18 protein-coding genes and 1 tRNA gene are annotated in these 20,037 nt (G+C 61.6%); 11 read left to right on the top strand and 8 right to left on the bottom strand.

Annotated features, from left to right (window positions below; all coding sequences use genetic code 11):
- Window positions 1-29 precede the first annotated feature (29 nt).
- The 5 genes from HZC36_01665 to HZC36_01645 all read left to right on the top strand — a co-directional run bounded on the left by HZC36_01665 (window position 30) and on the right by HZC36_01645 (window position 5,825).
- The gene (locus HZC36_01665) at window positions 30-1,706 is read left to right on the top strand and encodes a hypothetical protein (GenBank protein MBI5705675.1); all 1,677 of its coding nucleotides are present in this window, start codon (window positions 30-32) and stop codon (window positions 1,704-1,706) included.
- A 120-nt stretch (window positions 1,707-1,826) separates the two neighbouring features.
- On the top strand, window positions 1,827-2,630 hold the full coding sequence (locus HZC36_01660) for a phytanoyl-CoA dioxygenase family protein (GenBank protein MBI5705674.1): 804 nt from the start codon (window positions 1,827-1,829) through the stop codon (window positions 2,628-2,630).
- 115 nt (window positions 2,631-2,745) lie between these two features.
- Window positions 2,746-3,060 (top strand): hypothetical protein, encoded by a 315-nt coding sequence (locus HZC36_01655; protein ID MBI5705673.1) that lies wholly within the window; start codon window positions 2,746-2,748, stop codon window positions 3,058-3,060.
- 212 nt (window positions 3,061-3,272) lie between these two features.
- The gene (locus HZC36_01650) at window positions 3,273-4,454 is read left to right on the top strand and encodes a TIGR03790 family protein (GenBank protein MBI5705672.1); all 1,182 of its coding nucleotides are present in this window, start codon (window positions 3,273-3,275) and stop codon (window positions 4,452-4,454) included.
- A 9-nt stretch (window positions 4,455-4,463) separates the two neighbouring features.
- Entirely contained in the window at window positions 4,464-5,825 is a 1,362-nt protein-coding gene (locus tag HZC36_01645) for a hypothetical protein (protein MBI5705671.1), read from the top strand.
- Here the strand turns inward: HZC36_01645 and pheT are convergent.
- The 4 genes from pheT to HZC36_01625 all read right to left on the bottom strand — a co-directional run bounded on the left by pheT (window position 5,746) and on the right by HZC36_01625 (window position 10,865).
- Window positions 5,746-7,881 (bottom strand): phenylalanine--tRNA ligase subunit beta, encoded by a 2,136-nt coding sequence (pheT, locus tag HZC36_01640; GenBank protein ID MBI5705670.1) that lies wholly within the window; start codon window positions 7,879-7,881, stop codon window positions 5,746-5,748. The two genes, HZC36_01645 and pheT, sit on opposite strands and share 80 nt — an antisense overlap.
- Window positions 7,878-8,930: a phenylalanine--tRNA ligase subunit alpha gene (gene pheS / locus HZC36_01635; protein MBI5705669.1), complete on the bottom strand. Its 1,053-nt coding sequence runs from the start codon at window positions 8,928-8,930 to the stop codon at window positions 7,878-7,880. Before pheS ends, pheT begins: the two co-directional genes overlap by 4 nt.
- A 142-nt stretch (window positions 8,931-9,072) precedes the next feature.
- On the bottom strand, window positions 9,073-9,594 hold the full coding sequence (locus HZC36_01630; protein MBI5705668.1) for a hypothetical protein: 522 nt from the start codon (window positions 9,592-9,594) through the stop codon (window positions 9,073-9,075).
- Between the two features lie 23 nt (window positions 9,595-9,617).
- A complete protein-coding gene (locus HZC36_01625) occupies window positions 9,618-10,865 on the bottom strand; it encodes a winged helix DNA-binding domain-containing protein (GenBank protein ID MBI5705667.1) in 1,248 nt (415 codons plus the stop codon).
- Between the two features lie 63 nt (window positions 10,866-10,928).
- Here HZC36_01625 and HZC36_01620 point away from each other — a divergent pair, with 63 nt between their 5' ends.
- The 3 genes from HZC36_01620 to HZC36_01610 all read left to right on the top strand — a co-directional run bounded on the left by HZC36_01620 (window position 10,929) and on the right by HZC36_01610 (window position 14,085).
- The gene (locus HZC36_01620) at window positions 10,929-12,536 is read left to right on the top strand and encodes an FAD-dependent oxidoreductase (protein MBI5705666.1); all 1,608 of its coding nucleotides are present in this window, start codon (window positions 10,929-10,931) and stop codon (window positions 12,534-12,536) included.
- 138 nt (window positions 12,537-12,674) lie between these two features.
- The gene (locus HZC36_01615; protein MBI5705665.1) at window positions 12,675-13,010 is read left to right on the top strand and encodes an Hpt domain-containing protein; all 336 of its coding nucleotides are present in this window, start codon (window positions 12,675-12,677) and stop codon (window positions 13,008-13,010) included.
- Window positions 13,011-13,059: 49 nt separating this feature from the next.
- On the top strand, window positions 13,060-14,085 hold the full coding sequence (locus HZC36_01610; GenBank protein MBI5705664.1) for a hypothetical protein: 1,026 nt from the start codon (window positions 13,060-13,062) through the stop codon (window positions 14,083-14,085).
- 37 nt (window positions 14,086-14,122) lie between these two features.
- Here the strand turns inward: HZC36_01610 and HZC36_01605 are convergent, their stop codons facing one another.
- Both HZC36_01605 and HZC36_01600 read right to left on the bottom strand, forming a co-directional pair.
- Complete coding sequence (locus tag HZC36_01605; protein MBI5705663.1) at window positions 14,123-14,806, bottom strand: hypothetical protein; 684 nt, start codon at window positions 14,804-14,806, stop codon at window positions 14,123-14,125.
- A 184-nt stretch (window positions 14,807-14,990) separates the two neighbouring features.
- On the bottom strand, window positions 14,991-15,602 hold the full coding sequence (locus HZC36_01600; GenBank protein ID MBI5705662.1) for a flagellar basal body-associated FliL family protein: 612 nt from the start codon (window positions 15,600-15,602) through the stop codon (window positions 14,991-14,993).
- Window positions 15,603-15,692: 90 nt separating this feature from the next.
- On the opposite strand from HZC36_01600, the gene HZC36_01595 reads away from it, so the two are divergent.
- The 3 genes from HZC36_01595 (at window position 15,693) to HZC36_01585 (ending at window position 18,404) form a co-directional block, all read left to right on the top strand.
- Window positions 15,693-16,031 carry a P-II family nitrogen regulator gene (locus tag HZC36_01595; GenBank protein MBI5705661.1) on the top strand — a complete coding sequence of 113 codons (339 nt, stop codon included), beginning with the start codon at window positions 15,693-15,695 and terminating at the stop codon, window positions 16,029-16,031.
- Window positions 16,032-16,133: 102 nt separating this feature from the next.
- On the top strand, window positions 16,134-17,894 hold the full coding sequence (locus HZC36_01590; protein ID MBI5705660.1) for an Ig-like domain-containing protein: 1,761 nt from the start codon (window positions 16,134-16,136) through the stop codon (window positions 17,892-17,894).
- Between the two features lie 433 nt (window positions 17,895-18,327).
- Window positions 18,328-18,404, top strand: a tRNA-Pro gene (locus HZC36_01585).
- 162 nt (window positions 18,405-18,566) lie between these two features.
- Here the strand turns inward: HZC36_01585 and HZC36_01580 are convergent.
- Window positions 18,567-19,151, bottom strand: coding sequence for an alpha-ketoglutarate-dependent dioxygenase AlkB (locus HZC36_01580; protein MBI5705659.1), 585 nt, complete (start codon window positions 19,149-19,151; stop codon window positions 18,567-18,569).
- Window positions 19,090-19,989 carry a hypothetical protein gene (locus tag HZC36_01575; GenBank protein MBI5705658.1) on the bottom strand — a complete coding sequence of 300 codons (900 nt, stop codon included), beginning with the start codon at window positions 19,987-19,989 and terminating at the stop codon, window positions 19,090-19,092. Before HZC36_01575 ends, HZC36_01580 begins: the two co-directional genes overlap by 62 nt.
- Window positions 19,990-20,037: the final 48 nt, after the last annotated feature.

Here is a 20,037-nt window from a genome sequence, read left to right as displayed (position 1 = left end):
GATGTGCAAAGAACCTTAGAGGTATGACCATGCAGCCAAAACGAAAGCTCGCCGCAATCTTGTTCGTGGACATCGTTGGCTACACGAGCAGGGCAAACCAGGATGAACGCGAAGCGCTCGAAGTCCGAGACGATGTCGAGCGCATCGTCCGTTCCAGTACGCTTGGACACCTTGGGCGGGTGGTCAAGACCCTTGGCGACGGAGCGATGTTGGAGTTTTCCAGCGCCGTCGAAGCCGTTACGGCCGCGCTCGAAATCCAAGAGCACCTGCACGAATTCAACCAACGCAGAGCGCTGCCCGAGCCAGTGCAGGTGAGAATCGGCGCTCATGTGGGCGACGTGGTCGAGGAGGACAACGACCTCTTTGGCAATGCCGTCAACATCGCTTCCCGCGTGCTTGGCATGGCCAAACCGGGTGGCATCTGCATCACCCGCGAGGTTTACGTTCAGATTCGGCCGATCCTAAACCTTCACTGTACTCCCGTCTCGATTTCCGGCGAGAAAAGCATGCCGGAACCTGTCGAAGTCTTCGCGATCGATGGTTCCGAGGCGCTGCGCCGAGGGGCCGCCAAAACGGGTCGTTTCCTGTCGGTCGCCGTAGGCCTTCTCGTCGTTCTTTGCGCGCTGTACGCCGGCAATCTCTATTTCAATCGAGAACCGACTTATGGCGGCACTGCCGCAGAGACCCATCGACTGCTGCTCCCCGACTGGGTGAGCCCTGGCGACTGGTTTCCTCTGGACGCCGGTAGAGAATCGGCCCAACTCAGCGTGTTCTTCGGCAACCGGCAAGCTCAGTCGAAGGTTGTTGACGGGGTGATGCTGGTTCAGGCTCCGCCCGACTTGCCCACCAATTCAACGACCATCTCCGTGTTCAAGGGCAACGAGTCAAAGCCGCTCATGAGCCAAATGACGCAGGTCATCAATCCGATGCGCGTGGCCTCGAACATGCCAGTCGACCCCGCGGTGGATCTGCCCGCGGCACACAACCGCAAGGAAGCAGCCGGCTCGGAGGAATCGACCAACAAGAAACCGACAGACGAAAGGGGCGCAACACCTTCCGAACCTGGCCGATCGACCCCTGCGGCGGCAAAGGGAACCGGCAAGCCACCTGCTCCGCCGAGCACGGCGTTCACGGGACAGGCCAGCCATCGCCCCCGGCCGGGCCTCCCTCCGTCAGGCTACGAAAAGCTCGTGATGTCGATTCCAACCGGCGACATGAGCGACTTCAAGCTTGAGTTTGGCGATATGCCGCACCTTGGCGAAGGTTTCAAGCAGGCGATGTCGGTCGTGACGTTGGCTGCTCAAGGCAAAAACCAGCAATGCGAGATCGTGATAAGAGACCTAAAGGGCAAGATGGCTCATCTCACGCCGGAGCAGGCCAAAGAGGTGGAGTCCCTCGTCAAATCCGCCGAAGCCATGATGGCCGAGCGCGAGAAGAAAGGGTCGCCCGAAGTAAGGCGGCGATACGCAGATGCCTTTGCGTTCTCCATGAACAATGGCACCAACAACCTGGCGGGGATCGCGATGGTCAATCGTTTGGTCCGCGAACAAAACTTCGAAGAGGCTCGGCGCGCCATTGCCTTTCTGCGAAAGAAAGGGAACCTCAGTCAAGGAGAAATCAAGGCACTTGATAGCCTTGAGAAGAAGATGGCCGGCGGGCCAGAGCCTTCACAGACTCGGACAGGGGCGGGCAGCGAAGAGCCTTGATCGGCAACGCGTGTCTCAGATAGAAGGAAATGCGCTCCAGCACGGTTCAGCCGGCCAAGGCGCGAAGGTAAGGCCAAGCCAAGAGGAATCCATACAAAAGCGTCGTACAATTTACACAACATGTACGAACACTTCACCGAAGACCAGTGGCGCGAATACGACCGCGAGGGCTACCTCCGTTTGGGCAAGGTGCTCACCGACGACGAGTTGAAGGGCCTCCAAACGCGCATCGACGACATCATGCTGGGCAAGGTCCGCTATAGGGACATGATGATGCAGCTCGACCTCGGCGGAGGCTACGACAACACCGCGCCGCAATCCAAGGGATGGAAGGGCGAGACCCTGGAATACCGCAAGATCGAGCAGCTTGAAAAGGACCCGCTATTCCTGGCCTATATGCGCAAGCCGCTGTTTCGGGACCTGTGCGCCTTCATCTACGGAGCGCACAACGGCATCGCGGCGTATCGCTCGATGTTTATGAACAAGCCCGCCCGAAAGGGTACGGTGCTGCCGTACCACCAGGACGGCGGCGAGATCTGGAAGCTCGACCGCGACCCGCTGCTCACGATTTGGCTCGCGCTCGACCCGGCGACCATCGCCAACGGCTGCGTGAAGGTGTTCCCACGCACACACCGGTTGGGGCTGCTCAGCAAGTTTGGCCACACGATCAGCGACGAGAACCTGGCCAAGCATTGCCCCGAGGAGAAAGCCGTGCCGATCGAACTGGAAGCCGGCGAAGCGTTCATCATGCATAACTGGACGATCCATGGCAGCGACATCAACAACACCGACATCCCGCGCCGGGGCTTTTCGGTCTGCTTCATGGACTCCCGCACGACCTACTTGCCCACGGGGGAGCGCTTCCCGGTAGTCTTCGGCGAGGGCGCTATGGAACCCGAAGAGCCCGAGCTGGTTGGGGTGTAGGGCTTTGCCTCTGGATTTCCTCGCGATATTCCGGCGAAAGCGGGCCACAAGGGAATTTCCTGATCACCCCGTCGTAGTTGAAGAACAGACCCTTGGTCCTGGAACGCAGGACCTCATGATGCCTAAGGTCACCTTTGTTGGCGAGCAGCAAGGGCCCGCTGAATCCGAATTGAAAGACCTCCTCGGTCAGCGGATAGCTGGATTCGAGGAGGTCAGCAAGGCATATTTGGTGCAAGTAACGTACGGGTCTGATCCAACGGTGCATGTTGCTCTGGCGATAGAGGGCCAAATCAAGCAAGAACATGCGGAGTCAATTGCCCAGTTCTTTCGCAAATGGGCCGCACTTGGCACCAATATGGACCTTATCGTCTTGTGCGAGGAACAAATCCCACCTGTGCGGCAAATCGCCCAACCGTTCTTCTCTCGATAATGGTCTTCGTCGGCATCCTCATTCGGATCCTGTTGGTGTCTCGGATCTACCCAGAGCGCCGGAGCCGGCTTGGTGCGCTTGGCCCCGCACTCTCGGTGTTCGGCAGGGGACTGTGGACGCCGCCGTGGTCGGGCCGATTCCTTCGATAAGACTTGAGCCCGCGGGAACGCCCCGCAAGATCAGAGAGTGATGGCCGCAGGTACCCTCGCCCCATGCTTTCGGCCGTTGCCGCGCTCGTCCTTGCTCCCAGCCTTGCCGACCGCGTGCTGGTCATCGAGAACACTCAGAGTCCGGCCTCCATCGAGATTGTCGAGGAATATGCCAAGAGAAGGGGTGTCAAGGCCATCTTGAAGGTCGCGTGCCAGAACTCGGCCGAGTCTACGTCCAAGGAGACGATGTCCTATGCCGACTTTCGGGAGCAGGTCGAAAAGCCGCTTCGGGCAGTCCTCAAAGCCAAGCCTCAAATCGACTTCATCGTTTTGACCAAGGGGGTTCCGATCCGGCTGACGGGGGCTCCAGACACCGGTATGGTTGGAACCCAGCCGTCGCTAGACAGCTTCATTGCGGCGCTCGACTATCCCGAGACCCGAGGCGCCATCAAGATCTCGATCTCGGACTCGGGATTCAACGGAAAAGCTTGGGCGAACCGGTTTTGGAATCCCACCAAGCGCTTCAGCCACAAGGAGTTTGGGGGCTATCTGGTGTCTCGGCTTGACGGCTACACGGTGCAGGAAGCCAAAGGGCTGGTGGCCTGGGCCATGCAGGCGGAGCGCGAGAAACCCGAGGGCCGGTTCTTGCTCGACGCGTGTCCGGCCTTTGGCTTTGGCGACCCCGCCAAGCAGCCGCTGAGCGCGATCAGGGCCGGCGAAGTGGACCCGAAAGTCGTCAACGAGATGGCGTTCAACGAATTCAATTCCGACATGGAACGCGCGGCGCAAGACCTGGCGAAGGCCGGCTTTAATCCGCTTCTTGACAAGACAGACCTCTTTGTCGGATCGAAGGGCGGCTTGCTCGGCTATTGTTCTTGGGGCAGCAACGACGCCAAGTACGTGGCGGACAACTACCATTCGCTGCGGTTTGCTCCAGGCGGTCTGGCCGAGACGGCGGTGAGCACGAGCGCCCGCACGTTCCTGCCCACCACAGGCGGGCAGTCGCTGATCGCCGACCTCATCCGACAGCGCGTCACCGGGGTCAAGGGCTATTGCGATGAGCCACTGCTCCAGGCGGTTGCTTCGCCCACGATCCTCTTTGGACGGTACACCCGGGGCTGGACCCTGGCGGAGAGCTTCTATGCGGCGTCGCGGTTTGTGGGGTGGGAAGATATCGTGATCGGCGATCCCATCTGCGCGCCATATGCCGCCAGAATTGCCCACGGTGGGCTGCCTGCCCCATAATGCCAAGCTATGAAGCGCTGGTGGATCGCGTTCGGGTTCGCGGTCTTTGGCTGCTTAGGCATCCTCGCCTCCAGGTCCTCCTCGCCCAGCCTCCTCGCCGATTCCGACACGGCTGTCTTGCTCGAGGCCATCGAAGCCCGCAAGGCGCCGCTCTCGTGGTTCGCAGGCGATTGGCCGCTCGGCAACCACTTCTACCGCCCCGTCTCCACGCTCACCTTCGAACTGGACCACGCTCTTTGGGGCGACAACGCCGCCGGTTTTGGCCTCACCAATGCCCTGCTTTGCGCGCTTGCCGTTCTCGCCCTGTTCTGGTTCCTGCGCGAGCTCACAGAGAGCCCCTTTTTGGCCGGAACCGGGTCCGCGCTCTTTGTGCTGTGGACTCTCGACTGGGGATATACGCTGGTCGCATATGCTCGTTGGCTGGCCCTCCTGCCTCTCATTGGGTTGCTTCTGCCAAAACGAAGACCCTTGGACGCAATCCTTGGAGCGGGAGTTGCCTGGTTCATCTGCACCGAGCTTTTTGGCATGTGGCCGTTGCAGGGCCGCATGATCGGGTGGCTTCCCGGACGCACCGCTTCGACCGTGGCGGTCTTCGCGCTGTCGGCTATGGCGGCCTATGCGCGCTACGAGCGCCTCAGCGCGGCACGAGCAGCGCCTCCGCCTCCGAGCCCCTATGACCTGCCCAGCTACAAACGCGCTGCCGAGCCCATAGGGCCGTCGCGTGCGCCGTGGCTCTGGGCCGGCTTCAGCGCGATCTGTGTGGCCCTTGCGCTCGGCTGCTATGAGCAGGCCGTCATGCTTCCCGCCGCGCTGCTCGGAGTGGCGCTTACCCTGCGCTGGCGCGGATACCGGGTGCGGTTCGGCTGGCAGGCCCTATTCTGGGGACTTTTGGGGGGTTATCTGGCTCTCCGCTACTCGGTCCTGCCGCACACGGCTTCCGGGTATCAGCAGCAGCAGTTTCGCACCGGAGACGGCGTGACGATCTCGCTCGTCTCTTATCTGCTTCCGGTGTACCTGGCGGCGCGGGCTGCCCTTAGGGACCTCGTGGACCTGGGGCCGATTACACTCTTCCTCGGGTCTGGGGTCAACTTCTACATCGGGGCCATTTCAACTTGGAGCGCGGTCTGGGAAGCGCGCAAGCAGTGGATTCTGCCCCTATCGGGGTGGGCCTTCTCAACGCTCGCGTTCCTGCCGATGGCGTGGCTCAAGCACTTCGAGCATTACCACTACTGGCCGATGGCATTGCGCAGCCTGATGGTCGTTTCGCTGTTGCCGATCGCCGCCGAAACGGTCAAGCGCGCACTGAGCCCCCGAGCGGTGCAAGCGCCGCCACGGCCAAGTCCCGCACCCGGTTCGCTTCCTCATCCGTGAAGTTCTCACCCTGCTTCCGGAGTTGGAGCGCAATCGCGATGCTGCATTGGCCCTCGGGCACGCCCTTTCCCTCGTAGACATCGAAAACCCAGAGCTTCTCGAGCACTTCTCCGCAAGCAGCTGCCACCGATTCCTCGACTCGCGAATACGGCACGTCCTTGCCGATCAGAAACGCGATATCGCGGCGAACCGCCGGGTTGCGGCTGATGGATTTCAACTTGGGCTCCGCCTTGCCCGCGCCGATGAGCAACTCCGGGAAGAAGTGCGCGAGCACCGTGCCCTCCGGCAGATCGCACTCCTTTGCAAGCATGGGATGGATCTGGCCGAAGTGCCCTGCGACGGCGCCATCGGCACTGAGAATCGCCGCCTGACGGGTACTGTGAAGACGCGGATCCTGGTGTCCTTGATCCATCTTGAGCTGAAGGCCGACCGACGAGAAGGCCCCCTCCAGCGCGCCCTTCAAGCTGAAGAAATCGGCTTGGGGGGCGGCCGCTTTCACCCAGTGTTCCGGCACGAGAGCGCCGGTCGAGAGCAAGGCTATGGCCTGGCGTTCATGGATCTGGCCCCCGGCGATGCCGAACACGCGCCCGATTTCGAAGAGGTGCAGGTCCCTTCCCCCGTTCCTCCGCGCCGCCTGCGCCAGCCCTGGATAGAGGGAGCTGCGCATCATGCCCATCTCGGGCGAGGTGGGGTTTCGCGGCCCGAACTTCTCGACCCAAGGGTCGTCGAGCGGGTCTTTGGTCTCGAACGAGTAGTTGATAACCTGCGCAAAGCCGGAGCGAAGCAGGCTCAGCTTGATTCTGTCCACGAGCCCAGCCAAGCCGAAGACCCCGCCCTGGGTGGTCGTGCCCTGCGGGTTGCACTCGGGGATCCTGTCATACCCGTGAACGCGCCCGATCTCCTCGATCAGGTCGTCCTCGCGCTCGATGTCGATGCGCCAGGTCGGATGGGTGACCTGGAACGGCTCGCCGTTCCCTTCCACCTGAAAACCCAGGGCAGACAAATACCTCTGCGCATCAGAGGGCTCAACGTGCATGCCCAGCAGGAGATCAGACCGGGACATTCGGAGGATTAAGGGCTTGGGCTGTGGAGGAGTCGTATAGACGTCGATCAGCCCGGGCACGGCGCTTGCACCGCCGTCCACTTCCGCGAGGAGCATGGCAAAGCGGTTCAGCGCCGCCACGACGCCGTCGGGGTCGACCGAGCGCTCGAACCGGTAGCTGGCGTCGGTGTTCAGGCCAAGCTGCTTGCGGGTCTTGCGGACACTGGTGTTCACGAAGTGCGCCGACTCAAGGAGCATGGTGGTGGTGCTGCCGGTGACTTCTGTCTCGGCGCCCCCCATGATGCCCGCAGCGGCGACCGGTCGCTCTGCGTCGCAGATCATCATCTGGCCCGGGTTCAGCTCGTGCTCGTTGCCGTCGAGGGTGGTGAGTTTCTCGCCCTCGCGAGCCTGGCGCACGACGATCTTGCCGCCCTTCAGGGTGTTGAAATCGAACGCATGGAGCGGTTGTCCGACCTCGAGCATGACGTAGTTGGTGAGGTCGACAAGCAGGGAGATCGGCCTCATGCCGGCCTGCGCGAGACGCGACTTGATCCAGTTTGGTGTGGGCTTGCCGAAATCGCCTTTGAACAGCCGGCAGGCATAGCGGGTGCAGTTGGGGGTTTGGATGGTGACGAGGTCCGAAGCCCCTCCCTCGTTTTGGTTCGTAAATGAGGGAGGGGTTGGGGTGGGAGACTCCGGAAACCTCTTAACGGCTTGTTGATACAGCTCCGTCGGCTTGCTGCCGGCATCTTTCGCAAGCACCTCTCTCGCGAGCCCCAGCACAGAAAGCCCGTCTCCCCGGTTCGCCATGACCTTGATGTCGAGGACGAAATCCGAGGTCCGAGGTCCGAGGTCCGAGGTCTGAGGTTCGGACTCGTCAGTCGACACTCGACATTCGTCATTCGATTCGATCCCTTCGAGCTCAAACCCAGCCATCGTCAGCAGGTCGCCGATCTGGTGGGCGTCGAGGTCGGTATCGACGAAGTCTCTGAGCATCTGATAGGGGAATTTCATCGGAACTGCTCCAGGAACCTTAGGTCGTTCTCAAGAAAGTGCCGGAGGTCGTCGACGCCGGTCGCCATCATCGGGATGCGCTCGAGGCCCAGGCCGAACGCAAAACCCGTGTACTTCTCCGAGTCGATGCCGTAGTTCTGAAGGATCTTGGGGTGGACCAGGCCGGCGCCGCCAAGCTCGACCCACCGTCCGCCGAAAAGCTTCGGCGAGCTGATTGCGTAGTCCACGCCGGGCTCGACGAACGGGAAGAAGTCGGGACGGAACCGCACCTTAACCTCGTCGCCGAACATCGCCCGCACGAAAGCGCCGAGCGTGCCCTTGAGGTGCGCCATGCTCACGCCCTCATCCACCATGAACGCATCCACTTGATGGAAGGTGTGGCCGTGGGTGCGGTCGACGGCCTCGTTGCGGAAGGTCCTGCCCACCGTAAAGATGCGCAGCGGCGGTTGGCGCTTCTCGAAGGTCCGGCCCTGAATGGCGGTGCATTGGGTGCGAAGGACGAGGCGGTCAGGAGGTCCTTTGTCGGACAGGTCAGACGTGTCCGACTTGTCAGACAGACCAGGGGCATCCACATAAAACGTGTCCTGTTCGTCCATCGCGGGATGGTCGGGCGGATAGTTCAGCGCGTCGAAGTTGTAAGCAAATTGCTCGAGCTCGGGACCCTCGACGAACTCAAATCCCAGCCCGCAGAGGCACGCCTTCACGCGGTCGGTGGTCTGATCGAGGATGTGCTGGAGGCCTGAGCGCCAAGGTCGGGAGGGAAGGGTGATGTCGATCCGCTCGGCCCCGAAACGGGCGTCGAGTTCGCCGCCCTTCAGCGCCTCCACACGCTCGTCGAGCGCGGCTTGAACGGTGGCGCGCGCTGCGTTGACCTTCTGGCCGAAAGCGGGGCGCTCCTCGGCGCTCAGCTTGCCGATTTCGCGCATCAGACCCGAGATCAGGCCGCTCTTGCCGAGGTATTTGAGCTCGAGTTCGCGAAGCTCAGCCGTCGTGAATGCGGCGGAAACCGCCCCCAGGGCTTCTTGCTGCAGGGTCTCTACGCCGTCCATTGAACCTAAGTTGTGGCGCATTTGGGGCCAAAAAGGCAAATGGGGCATGATGAACGGACCGTGATAAAGAAGCTAGAGTCAGCGGGAGGTCGATCGCGGCCCCCTGGAACGGGACCGGCCCGCACACCTTCAATGGAAGGGATCACTCCTCGGGTGACTTTGGTTTCAGCAGAGCGGGCCACGACGATAAGGCCAACTCCGCTGCTTGTCTCGTCTCAGTCTCCAGCTGAATGATCCGCGCTTTTTCGGCGGCCACGGTCTCCTCCAGCTCTGCCAACAGTGGCCCGAGCGCCATCTGCCTGCTTCGCGCCTCACTCAAGGCGGGTCCTCCACTCATTGTGGGTTCTGCGCCTGCCTCGAGTTCTGTGATGTGTCTCACTAGGCTGGAGTGCTCAAACTCGACCATGTTCTTCTTTGAGATGAGTTGAACGACACGTTCGCGTTCCGCAATGAGCGTCTGCTGCATGTCGAAACTTCGTTGATAGAGTTCAGCGACCTCAAGCCGGATGCCGAGGGGAAGCCCGTTGATCCAGTCAATCCGCTTCAGGGTCTCTGGGTCGTCTTGCCTGATCCAAGTCAGTGCGTCAATGCGGCGGTCGTACTCTTCGGCGGCTTCGGCACCGTCTCCGAATTGCCACCGGTAGAAGAGCTTCCTTAGGTTCACGATAGCAGTCTCAAGCTACGGATTCAAGCGTTGCCGGGTTGCGGCCATCCCCTCAAGGCGGCCAGCAATGGCTTGCGGCTTCCGGGACTGTCGAGGCTGAAGGAACGAGCGTCTCCGAGCTGGGCGCGAACGTAAGCCTCGGTCCGGTCGATGGCCTCCCTAAGCGCCTCCGGCGCGTTACGTCGGCTGCTGCCTTTGCCGCTGAGGTCGTCGGCCGATTCGGCCCAGATCTGCACGACCAGCTCTTTTTCAAACGGATCGTATTCCCAGAGCCCGATCAGCCGGCCCCGGTCGAAGATGCCGTTGCTGGGAAGGTCCAACAGATGCCCGATCTGGCGGGTCCCCTTCTCGGCAAACACGTCGCGGGCCGAATCGGCCGGCTCAATCAGGCTGGCAAGGTCCCGTCGAAGTAAGACCAGGGAGTCTAGGCTGCTCACCAGGGCGTAGCTCGGCTCGTGCGGGACCCCAAAGTCGTGAAACGCCTGTACTTGGCCAGGCAGGAGGAGAAAAGCAGACCCTTCGGAGATGGGTTGGAGGGCGAGAGGCTCTAGTGCCCGAGCCGCCGCTCCCACGCCAAACCCTGAGAACCACCTGAACTGCTCCACGGTGGCCGGGCCGATCCACTCCCAATACCTCCTGGCAAGCTGCACGGCCGCGTCCTCCGCTGTCGGCCAGCCCTCCTTCGGGGGCCCCTCCGGCCAAGCTCGATAGGCGAACCGCTGGGTGTCCAGCCGCCCGTTGATGGGGATCCGCACGATCTTGCCGTCGCGCTGCAATATCCCGGTCGCCAGCGGCAAGGTGGTCTGCAGACCCCGCTTCTTGCCTTCCTCGCCCAAGTTTCGCACAGCGCTCCCCAATCGATCTCTCAGCGCTTTGGGGTCCAACTGCTCCTTGAGCAGGGCCTCATACGCAGCGCGGCATAGGGCGTCGATCTCTGAGTCCGTAACCCCCAGCTTTCGAGCGGTTGCCAGTTCCGTCGAGCCACCAAACGGCTCGGCGACCCGCAGGCCAAGCGCAAAGTCCCCGGCGGGGAGGAAATAGGTGCAGCCCCGCGCGCTCGGGGTCTCGCCGATCTCAAGGCGCGCGTTGGCGGCCTCGGCGTCGGCGACCGAGGTCCCCGCACGCGCGAACAGCGTCAGGTAGGGGTTGCTTCCGCCAACCGAGCGCGCCCAACCGCTCCTTGCCAAGACCTCGGCGGGGCTCGCGCAGCTCAGCGATCCGTCCAATCCCTGCCGGTTGGACCACCACGCACGAAGCTTGCTCGCGTCCATAGGCAGGCATTCTACACGCTTGGGCGCCGGGAGCGGCCCTCGGCAATCCGTCACAATCGGACCATGCCAGGCATGAAGTGCGACCTGCTCATCGTGGGGGGCGGCGTCGGGGGGTGCGCCGCTGCGCTTGCCGCTGCTCGGATGGGGCTCAGGGTCGTGATGAGCGAGGAAACGGCCTGGATCGGGGGCCAACTCACGAGCCAGGGCGTCCCTCCGGACGAACACCCGTGGATCGAGCACTTCGGGTGTACCGCGAGCTATCGCGAGTTCCGAGAAAAGGTGCGCGCGTTGTTTCAGGAGTCCCCGGGCCTGTCGCCGGCCGCGAAGAGCGACCTGCGGGCCAACCCCGGAGGCGGTTGGGTGAGCAAGCTCTGCGCGCCGCCTGCACTGTATCACCGCGCCCTTCAAGCCATGTTCGAGCCGTACCTGGCCCACGAAAGCATCCAGGTCTTGCTCCATCACCTGCCGTCCGGCGCGGAGGTGCGCGGAGACCGGATCCAGTCGGTCACCTTGCTCGACCAGTCTACTGGGGCGCAAACGACCATAGAGGCGACGACCTTCATCGACGCCACCGAAACCGGCGAGCTCCTGCCTAGGGTCGGCGCGGAGTTTGTGACTGGCGCGGAATCGCGACAAGAGACCGGCGAACCCCATGCCGTCGACGGTCCGGCCCAGCCGGACAACGTCCAGGGCTTCACCTGGTGCTTTGCGATGGGCTACGACTCCGTGGGTGAGCACGTCATAGAGAAGCCCGCGCAGTATGAGCGATGGAAGAGCTATCGGCCCAAGGATTGGCCAGGGCCGTTGCTGGGCTGGGTTTACCCCAACCCCATCACCCTGAAGCCAACTGTACTGCCTCTCTTTGCGGAACCAGGCGGCATCGGCCTTTTCGATTACCGCCAAATCGTGGACGCAAGCAAGTTCGATTCCGGCGCGCGAGCCGAGAGCGCTACACTCGTCAACTGGCCCCAGAACGACTATTTCGAAGGGAACTTGCTCGACGCTCCCGAAAGCGAAAAGAACCGGGCTCTGGAGGAGTCAAGGCAGCTTTCGCTTAGCCTGCTCTATTGGCTTCAGACCGAAGCGCCGAGGCCCGATGGGGGCGCCGGCTATCCGGGGCTGAGGTTGAGACCGGACCTGATTGGGACGGCTGACGGCCTGGCGATGACGCCGTACATTCGCGAGTCAAGGAGGATCAAGGCGCAGTTCACGGTGTTGGAGCAGCATGTGTCGAGCAATCTGAATCCTGGACGCAAAGTGGCGGAGCCTTTCTGGGACTCGGTGGGTGTCGGCGCCTACAGGATCGACCTGCACCCGAGCACGTCCGGCGCAGGCTACATCGACATTGGGTCTTTGCCGTTCGAAATCCCGTTGGGTGCGCTGATCCCGGTTCGGATGGAGAACCTGATTGCGGGGGCGAAGAATATCGGGACCACGCACATCACGAACGGCTGCTACCGCCTCCACCCCGTCGAGTGGGCGATCGGCGAGGCGGCGGGAAGGTACGCATCCCTGTGTGGAGCCGAGCCGGTCCAGTACTGGCATGGCCTTCGAGATGCCCTTAAGGAGTGGCTGAATTTGGGGGTCTGGTCCAGCGTGCCCCGGCACTGGCCGGACGCGATCGCGCAGGCCTTTCCTGATCCTGGGCTTCGTGAGTTGGGGCCGTTGTAGCGTTTGCCAACAATCACCCTCACGCATCGTCTTGCATCCCCCCCCTCTTCCCAACAACCTGTCAAATAGCCCGGACCGCAATCGGACCAGGTGCGGAAGAAGCCTTACGGGGACTCACGGGGAGAAAGGGGGGGAAACATGATCGATCCAGACAGGCTGCAAGAATGCGCCCGGGGCGACAAAGCCGTCGCCAAGGAAATGCTGGAAGAGTTTGCCGATCTGCTTTGCGAAGAGATGGGCAAGCTGGACCGGATCGTCTCCTCGGCGAACTGGCGTGAAGCCCGCTACGTCGCCCATGCGATCCGAGGGGCCAGCGCTTCCGTTGGGGCCGAAGGCATCTGGGAGACGGCTTGCCGCATGGAGCAATACGCCCGCGACGAAGACGCCCCGGCCATCGAGGCCACTCTGATCGAGCTCGGCCGACAGGCTTCCAAGTTCTTGAGCTGGTACGAGCTTCCTGTCCGCGTGGCTTAGGCGGCGCCACGAAGCGCGGCTCTGGCGACGGCGCGAGTACAATCGGCCCATGCCCGCTGGGCCCTCCGATCATCAATCTTGGCGTCGGTTGGTCCTCGATGCGATGCCGCGCCCGGCATGGCTGACCGAGCCAGGGCAATACACTGACCTCGTCGTCAGCACGCGCGTGCGGCTGCTTCGCAACCTCAAGGGCCACCGCTTTCCGCATCGCTGCGACTTCGAAGAACTGAGAACGATCTTGGCCAAAGTGGTGGAAGCCAAGCCCAAGGCGGGTGTGGTTCCACTTGAATTTCAGAGCGCGCTTTCTCCCGCCGAACGCGACTTTCTGGTGGCTTGCCGCATGGTCTCGGCGGACTTCGCCTGGAACGAGCCGGGCCGGGGCCTAGCCACCGATGCCGCCCGGAAACTGAGCCTGATGGTGAACGAGGAGGACCACCTACGCTTGCAGGCTGTGACCGCAGGCTGGTCACCCTCCCGAGCCGAGGCTCTGGCCGGAGAGGTCCTGTCCGATCTGGCCGAGCGGCTCCCGTTCGCGTGGTCGCCCCACTTCGGTTTTCTCGCGGCCAGCCCCTATAATTGCGGCCCTGGTGTGCGGGTTTCGGCGCTGTTCCACCTCATCGGAATAGCCCACGCCAAGCGCCTTTCCCATGTGCTGTCGGCCTTGGCAGCGCGCAAGATTGTGGCTCGAGGGCTTTACGGCGAGGCAAGCCGGCCTTTAGGGGCTCTGGTTCAAGTGAGCGTGACGTCCGGCCCGATGGAGGACTTTCTGGGCGCGGGCGCCTATCTTCTGGACGAGGAACGGCAGGCGAGAAGGGAAGTCGGCAAAGAGGTTCTGGGCGCGAAGACGCGCGATGCGCTCAAGCTGGTCAGCCTCTCGCGTGCGCTGTCCCTTCCGGATGCGCTGAGGGTGCTTGCCTGGCTGCGATGGGCGGCGGCCGAGAAGATCGAGGAGGTTGCCGCCGAGCCAAGACAAGTGGACTCCTGGTTCACCACGCTCATCCTTAGGACCACCGGCGATGAAGAGCGCGCGGCAAGGCTCCGGGCGGACTACCTAAGGTCCGAGCTCAACCTGTAGCGGATGGGCTTTGGGTTCTCGGCCCAGACGCCTGCTTCTACTTGGTCCAAATCGAATGCCGCTTCCAGTGGCGCAACGACCGGATCGAATAGCCAAGGACGTTAAAGATGTCTCGGTAAAGGTCCACGATGGCGCCCGCTTCCTCGCCCAAGCGCCTTCTGGACAGAAGCGAACCCAGGTCGTAAACGTAATACAGCAGGTATGCCGTGTTGAGGACGGCATAGCGTGCGGCATCCATTGGGGCGGCCCCAATGAGAAGGCCAATGACGATGATGGCTGCGGTCGAAGCGATCCACGCGGTCCCGAACATCCCGACAAAACTCAGGTCCCTGCCGCAAAGCAGCGTGTAAGCAAGTGCGCACGCCAGTCCGACACCCAGCGGCCAAGCAGGGAATCCAAGCTCGCCCAACTCGACGAAGGAGGCCGCAAGGGAGGGCAGCAGCAAGGGCATCAGCGCCAGGGAAGCCAAAGGTTCCCACTTGTTTCCCCGGGCAAGGGTGCGAAGCGCGCTCATGCCCAGGAGCACGAGAAAGGTGGAGAGAATCGGGCCTTCGGGGGACAATTCGGGAAGCGGAAGCCGCATCAGGCCCGCGACAAGCACCGCGCTGGCAAAGTGGCAGAGTGCGACGCGCCGAATGAAGCCGAGCCGGACCTTGTAGCGCTCGGTGGTGACGTTGCCCGGAATCTCGGTCGGCTGAGGAACAAATGGGGGGACGTACACGCCCCCCTATTGTGTCCCAGCCGGGCCCTTCCTCGGGCCTGCCGAAGCCGAATCATCGCCTTCGATGAAAGTGGGTTTGGATGCCTCCGTCCCTTCTGAGGTGGAGACTTTGAACCTGGAAAGCGGCTGTTGCTGCCTCTGCCTCGGAAGAGGCGGAGGCATTTCACAGTCATTGACGCTGGTTCTACTGCGTGGCGAACGATGCCAAGATGACCTTGAGGACCGGCCCCGTCTCACTGTCCCAGGACTCGTGGCCCTTCTTCTTCTTCTTCTCCTCTGCTTTCTTGGGGTCCGCGTGGGATTCCTGGACCTTCGAACCACCCTCTTGGTTCTTCTTTTCTGGTCCCGCGGGCTCGCTCTGGTGTTCCTTGTCCCCTTCTGCCAGCACCGCGTTTATGGCCTCCGCAAGCTCCTTCTTGAGCGCCATCTTGCCGTCATAGGTGGCCACTTCGGACTCGGTGTGGCTGTTGATGACAAGCTGTGCCGCCTCGCGGACCGTTTGCAGCAGCCTGTCGAACTCTTCCTTCTTGTAACCTTCCTTGAGCTGGACGAAGATCTCCGCCCTCGCATAGGTCTCGCCCCCTTGCAGATTGACCAGAATCTCCGGGATCGGCACGATCTCTCCGAGCTTGATCTCGGGTTCCTTTGCAGCCCCCTTGGCCTTCATTTTCATGGCAAAGAACCCACCACCGCCAAGCAGCAGCACCAGAGCCAGGATGATCGGAAGCTTCCCGCCCTTCTTCTTCTTCCCGCCGTCTTCGACGGCCTCTTCAGCTTTCATGCTCTTGTCAGACATCGCTAATCCTCGCGCCAAAAACCCTCAAAGCACATATTCCGCATTTCAGCCCGGTAATAACACAGAAAGCCCGGGTGTAGACTCTTTTGCATGATCAAGTTGACCTGCTGGATCAGGCCCCATCGGCTCGAACCGGTCAAAGCCGCGATCGCGGCGCTCAACGTGAACGGGATGAGCGTCTCCGACGTGCGCGGGTGCGGGGTGGCGCCCGAAACCACGAGCTTCTTTGGCGGAGAGGAGCACGTGATCGCCCTTCCATTGCGGGCAAAGGTAGAGGTCGTCGCGCCGGACGCTTTGAAAGATGCGATCATCGAAGCGGTACTAAAGCACGCTCGAACCGGAGAGCCGGGAGACGGTAAGATCATCGTCGAACGGGTGCAAGATGCCATTCGCATCAGGACGGGCGAGCGCGGGGAAGCGGCAATCTAGGCTTTCTTCGCTTGATTCGGAATGATCGGACGGCCTGGCGCGTCCAACTACTGCCGCCTCCCTTCGCCGCAAGGCTGGGTCGGCAAACTCGGAAAGAACATCATGATCTCAGCTCTACCCCTATTGCTCTTGGCCGCTCAGGCGATCAGCCTGGACGTGAACACCCAGGAAGGCGCGACGATCTCGGGCGACCACGATTTTCGTGTCACCGTGAAGTCCGAGAAAGCCATTTCTCAGGTCGAGTTCTATGTGGGTGAGGACCTAAGGGCATCGGATTCGAGCACGCCCTATGAGTTCCACCTGGATTCGCTTGCGGAGGGTGAGGGGGCCAAGAAGGTCTCGTTCATCGCCTACACGGTGGAGAACGAAAGCGCAAAGAAGGTCCTGAACATCACGATCGACAACGGTGTTTCAAAAGGCGCGGACTTCCATGTGCAAAGGGCCAAAGACGCGCTGACGGTCAGCAAGTGGGATGAGGCCATCCAGGCGGGAAGAATTGCGCTCAAGGCGCAGCCCGGCTACAATCCCGCACGCGTGGTGATGGCCCGGGCCTATCTGGCGAAGGGTGTTCTGGATTCAGCTCAGCGCTATGCGGAGGACGCCGTGGCCAGCGACGCGGGCTACCGGGAAGCCAGCGAATTGCTGACGGTGATCAACCTGCAGCGCGCCTTCAACACGTTTCATCGAGGCACCGAGGATCCGGGCGAGACCCTGAGCACCGTCGCCACGGCACTCAAGGCGGCCGCGACCCAGCGAAAGAAGAACCTCGACGACACCGTCGACGCGATGAAGACCACCGACGCCATCGCCTATGCTGACGCGGCCATTAGGGCGGGGCGCTATTCGGCGGCGGTCAACGCGCTGCTCCCGGCATTCCGCGCAGAGCCCACGAAGCCCGCGATCGCAAACCGGATCGCCTATTCCCAGGTTCGAATGTCCAGGTTTGCCGAGGCCTATGCCACCTATAACGACAGCCGGAAGCGCCAGTCTCTCGATGCCTATGGCAATGCGCTGACCGCGGTCATCGCCCACAACCTGGGCAGCGATCAACTGGCCGACGATGCAATGAAAGAGGCCATTCTTTCGGACAACGAGGATTTCGGCGTTCGCTCGGCGCAGGTCTATCTTGCGATTGCACGCAATAAGCGCGACGTCGTCTCCAAACTGGCGCGCGACCTCGCGCTCGAATCGAGCATGCTGCCGGAGGTTCAGTACTACCTGACCACGGTGTACTCGTGGTCGCGGGATTTTGAGCAGTCGCGAAGGGCCTTCGAGCGATGTGTGATGGCCGAGCCGGCGATGCCGGACGCTTACGTGCTGCGCGCTAATGAGTCGCTCAATTTGGCCATTGCCGATAAGGCAGCCGGCTCAGAAACGGGCGACCGGACCAAGCAGATTGAGTACAACTTCAAGGTCGCTAAGATGTTCTATGAGGCGGCGCTGGCCTCGCGGCCTGAGGCGGCGGACGCCATGATCGGACTCTCGATCATTGCAGCCCAGCAAAAGGACTTTTTAACCTCCTACAAGTTCGCGCTCGCGGCGGCGGCGGCTCAGCCCAGCTATGCGGCGGCCCGCTATGGCTATGCCTATGCCGCGGCAAAGAGGCAGAACGACCTTCGCGGCGGCGTGGAAGCGATCCGAAAGCAGAGCAAGGATGGCTCTCTGACCGACGACCAGCGGGTCCAGATCTCCAAGATGAACGCCGAAGCGAACCAGATTCAGCTGGTGCTTCAGGCGGAAATGAAGGCGTACGGCGAGCTCGACAAGGTCCAGCTCCAGGGCCGCAACCTCCCGACGCTGGAAGAAGTGCAAAGGTACTTCCTGAAGTCCGGCCGCCTGCCGGTGATGACCGCGCCGAAGTGAGATGTGAAGGGATGGAGGGATGAAGGGATGATGGGATGATGGGATGGAAGCCCTTTTTACGGAACCAAGCGGATGCCTCACCAAGGCCTGCAACTCTTGGTCTCTTAGCTTTCTCATCTCTTCATTCCTTCACTTCCTCGCCGCTTCACCTCCTTCCCAACCAACTCCCCCAGCGGGTATCCTCTGACTTCACGTCGGGGCGTGGCGCAGTATGGCAGGGCGTCCCGAGGATCGGGAAGGTCGCATTGTGCGCCCTCTCGAAGACAATCTGGTCGGGGCGTGGCGCAGTTTGGTAGCGCGTCCCGATGGAGTCGGGAAGGTTGCACCGTGCGCCCTCTCGAAGACAATCTGGTCGGGGCGTGGCGCAGTTTGGCGGCGCGTCCCGATGGAGTCGGGAAGGTTGCACCGTGCGCCCTCTCGAAGACAATCTGGTCGGGGCGTGGCGCAGTTTGGTAGCGCGCTTCCATGGGGTGGAAGAGGTCGCACGTTCGAATCGTGTCGCCCCGACCAGCACAACTTGCACAGAACACGCCAAGAATGCACTCCGTCTCTCAATTGTCACTCAACTCAATTGAGAGACCAACTGAGAGATCCAAGGTGTATTTGAGTCTGTAACCTCTTCCCTGGAATGGAAGAGGCTCACGCAAGGGACGCGGGCTCTTTCGCCTCACTTCAACTTGCAGGCTGGTTAGGGATCACCGTTCTGAAAGTAAGGGACACACGCCTGGCACGCTCCCTCGAATCGCCATCAATTGTGTCCGTTTTGCGCGCCAGAATCGAATGCGTCCATTCGTAGCGTCCCAGACCCGAAAGAAGGAGCAGGCTTCTTGGAGGCAGGTCAACCTCGAGCACGTCGCGAGTTTTCCGGTCTCCAAAGACCATTGGGACCGGCGCACAAAGTGACAGGCTTGCAATGACGGGTCCGAAGCACGGCTCGCAGTCCACGTGCGCGGCAATTCCCTGACCAGGAAGGTACTCGTTGATGATCACTTGGTCAGGTGCTTGCTCGAAGATGCCGCCTTCAAAGAGCCGATTGGCCAGCTGCTGGAGCCAGCCCGGCAACGGCCCGAGCCGCATCGACTGGTCCACTGCGCGCTTGCGGTAGTCGTAGCGGAAGCCGTAATGTTGGACCCGGCGGGAGAGCTCGCTGGACCAGATGCCGCTATCGACCTGGGAGATCAGTTCGCATTCCTCTTCAGCAGAGATGTAGTCCGGCAGGAGTTGAATGCCGGGAGGCAGCGTGTTCTTCTCTTCCATCTGCGAACCTGGGTCGATGGAGTTGTACATCGTAGGTCACCACACCAGAGCTTACGTTCTCGGCGTCGAGCTCCAGGTCTTTCGGCACGACATACTCGTAAGTGAGCTTTCGGATTCGCGGAGCCCAGCCCATCTCCTTCATGAACTGACGATACCAATGATGAATGTCGCCGCTCGGCATCCAGTTGGCGGTTTCGATGTCGATGTTTGTGTAGATCGTGACGACCTCTAAGGGCCGTAATCTGTGGACAATGGCATTGACGGTTGTGGAGATCTCGCGAACGACCCGCGCGTCGAGTTCTTGGCCGAAGAAGTAGGAGAACACGAGAAACAAGCGCGATGGTCCATCTACAGTCTTGTTACCGGAAACCATGGCGGCCTGTTGAATCGTCTCCTCGATGGCAAAGCTTGATTGACCTACGCCGTGAAGGGCGACAGCAGCCAATTCGCGCATTGCTGGGCTCTTCTCGACACCAATGTAAGCAGCTGTCGGCCTGAATCGACCGATTGCACTCTCAAAGGCGAATACGGATGTCGCCGGACCACAGCCGAAGTCCAGTACAACATCGTCACGGCCCGGCAGCTGATCTGCGGTGAGAGTTCGCTCTAGGACTGCGGCAAGCGCATCGGCGTGCATGCCCATGTAGCGGTAAGCGTACAAACAGGCGTGCTCGAAGGCCGGATAGTCCCCACGGCCCCGTTCGAGCACAGAGATTCTCAAGTGAAGATCAAAGTGCCTTCCATGCGTGCGCATCAGGTTCTGAACCCAGGACGATCCCCTTAATCGACGGAGGATCCCTTGAATGAAATGGCGGAACACACTTCTGTTCAGCCCCAAGGGCTATTTATGTCAACCAGCAGGGCCGGGCTATCTGAAAAACGAGCG

The sequence above is a fragment of the Armatimonadota bacterium genome (assembly GCA_016223145.1).
GTDB lineage: Bacteria > Armatimonadota > Fimbriimonadia > Fimbriimonadales > Fimbriimonadaceae > Nitrosymbiomonas.
Note: the sequence above shows the minus strand (reverse complement) of the source record. Positions and strands in the feature narration are given on the sequence as shown.

Bases quoted from the DNA above. Each gene is read 5' to 3' on its own strand.
- HZC36_01615 (MBI5705665.1), top strand. From the start codon at position 12,675: ATGATCGATCCAGACAGGCTGCAAGAATGCGCCCGGGGCGACAAAGCC.
- HZC36_01625 (MBI5705667.1), bottom strand. From the start codon at position 10,865: ATGGACGCGAGCAAGCTTCGTGCGTGGTGGTCCAACCGGCAGGGATTG.
- HZC36_01655 (MBI5705673.1), top strand. From the start codon at position 2,746: ATGATGCCTAAGGTCACCTTTGTTGGCGAGCAGCAAGGGCCCGCTGAA.
- HZC36_01660 (MBI5705674.1), top strand. From the start codon at position 1,827: ATGTACGAACACTTCACCGAAGACCAGTGGCGCGAATACGACCGCGAG.
- pheS (MBI5705669.1), bottom strand. From the start codon at position 8,930: ATGGACGGCGTAGAGACCCTGCAGCAAGAAGCCCTGGGGGCGGTTTCC.
- HZC36_01665 (MBI5705675.1), top strand. From the start codon at position 30: ATGCAGCCAAAACGAAAGCTCGCCGCAATCTTGTTCGTGGACATCGTT.
- HZC36_01600 (MBI5705662.1), bottom strand. From the start codon at position 15,602: ATGTCTGACAAGAGCATGAAAGCTGAAGAGGCCGTCGAAGACGGCGGG.
- HZC36_01580 (MBI5705659.1), bottom strand. From the start codon at position 19,151: ATGGAAGAGAAGAACACGCTGCCTCCCGGCATTCAACTCCTGCCGGAC.
- HZC36_01645 (MBI5705671.1), top strand. From the start codon at position 4,464: ATGAAGCGCTGGTGGATCGCGTTCGGGTTCGCGGTCTTTGGCTGCTTA.
- HZC36_01610 (MBI5705664.1), top strand. From the start codon at position 13,060: ATGCCCGCTGGGCCCTCCGATCATCAATCTTGGCGTCGGTTGGTCCTC.
- HZC36_01620 (MBI5705666.1), top strand. From the start codon at position 10,929: ATGCCAGGCATGAAGTGCGACCTGCTCATCGTGGGGGGCGGCGTCGGG.
- HZC36_01650 (MBI5705672.1), top strand. From the start codon at position 3,273: ATGCTTTCGGCCGTTGCCGCGCTCGTCCTTGCTCCCAGCCTTGCCGAC.
- HZC36_01595 (MBI5705661.1), top strand. From the start codon at position 15,693: ATGATCAAGTTGACCTGCTGGATCAGGCCCCATCGGCTCGAACCGGTC.
- HZC36_01590 (MBI5705660.1), top strand. From the start codon at position 16,134: ATGATCTCAGCTCTACCCCTATTGCTCTTGGCCGCTCAGGCGATCAGC.
- pheT (MBI5705670.1), bottom strand. From the start codon at position 7,881: ATGAAATTCCCCTATCAGATGCTCAGAGACTTCGTCGATACCGACCTC.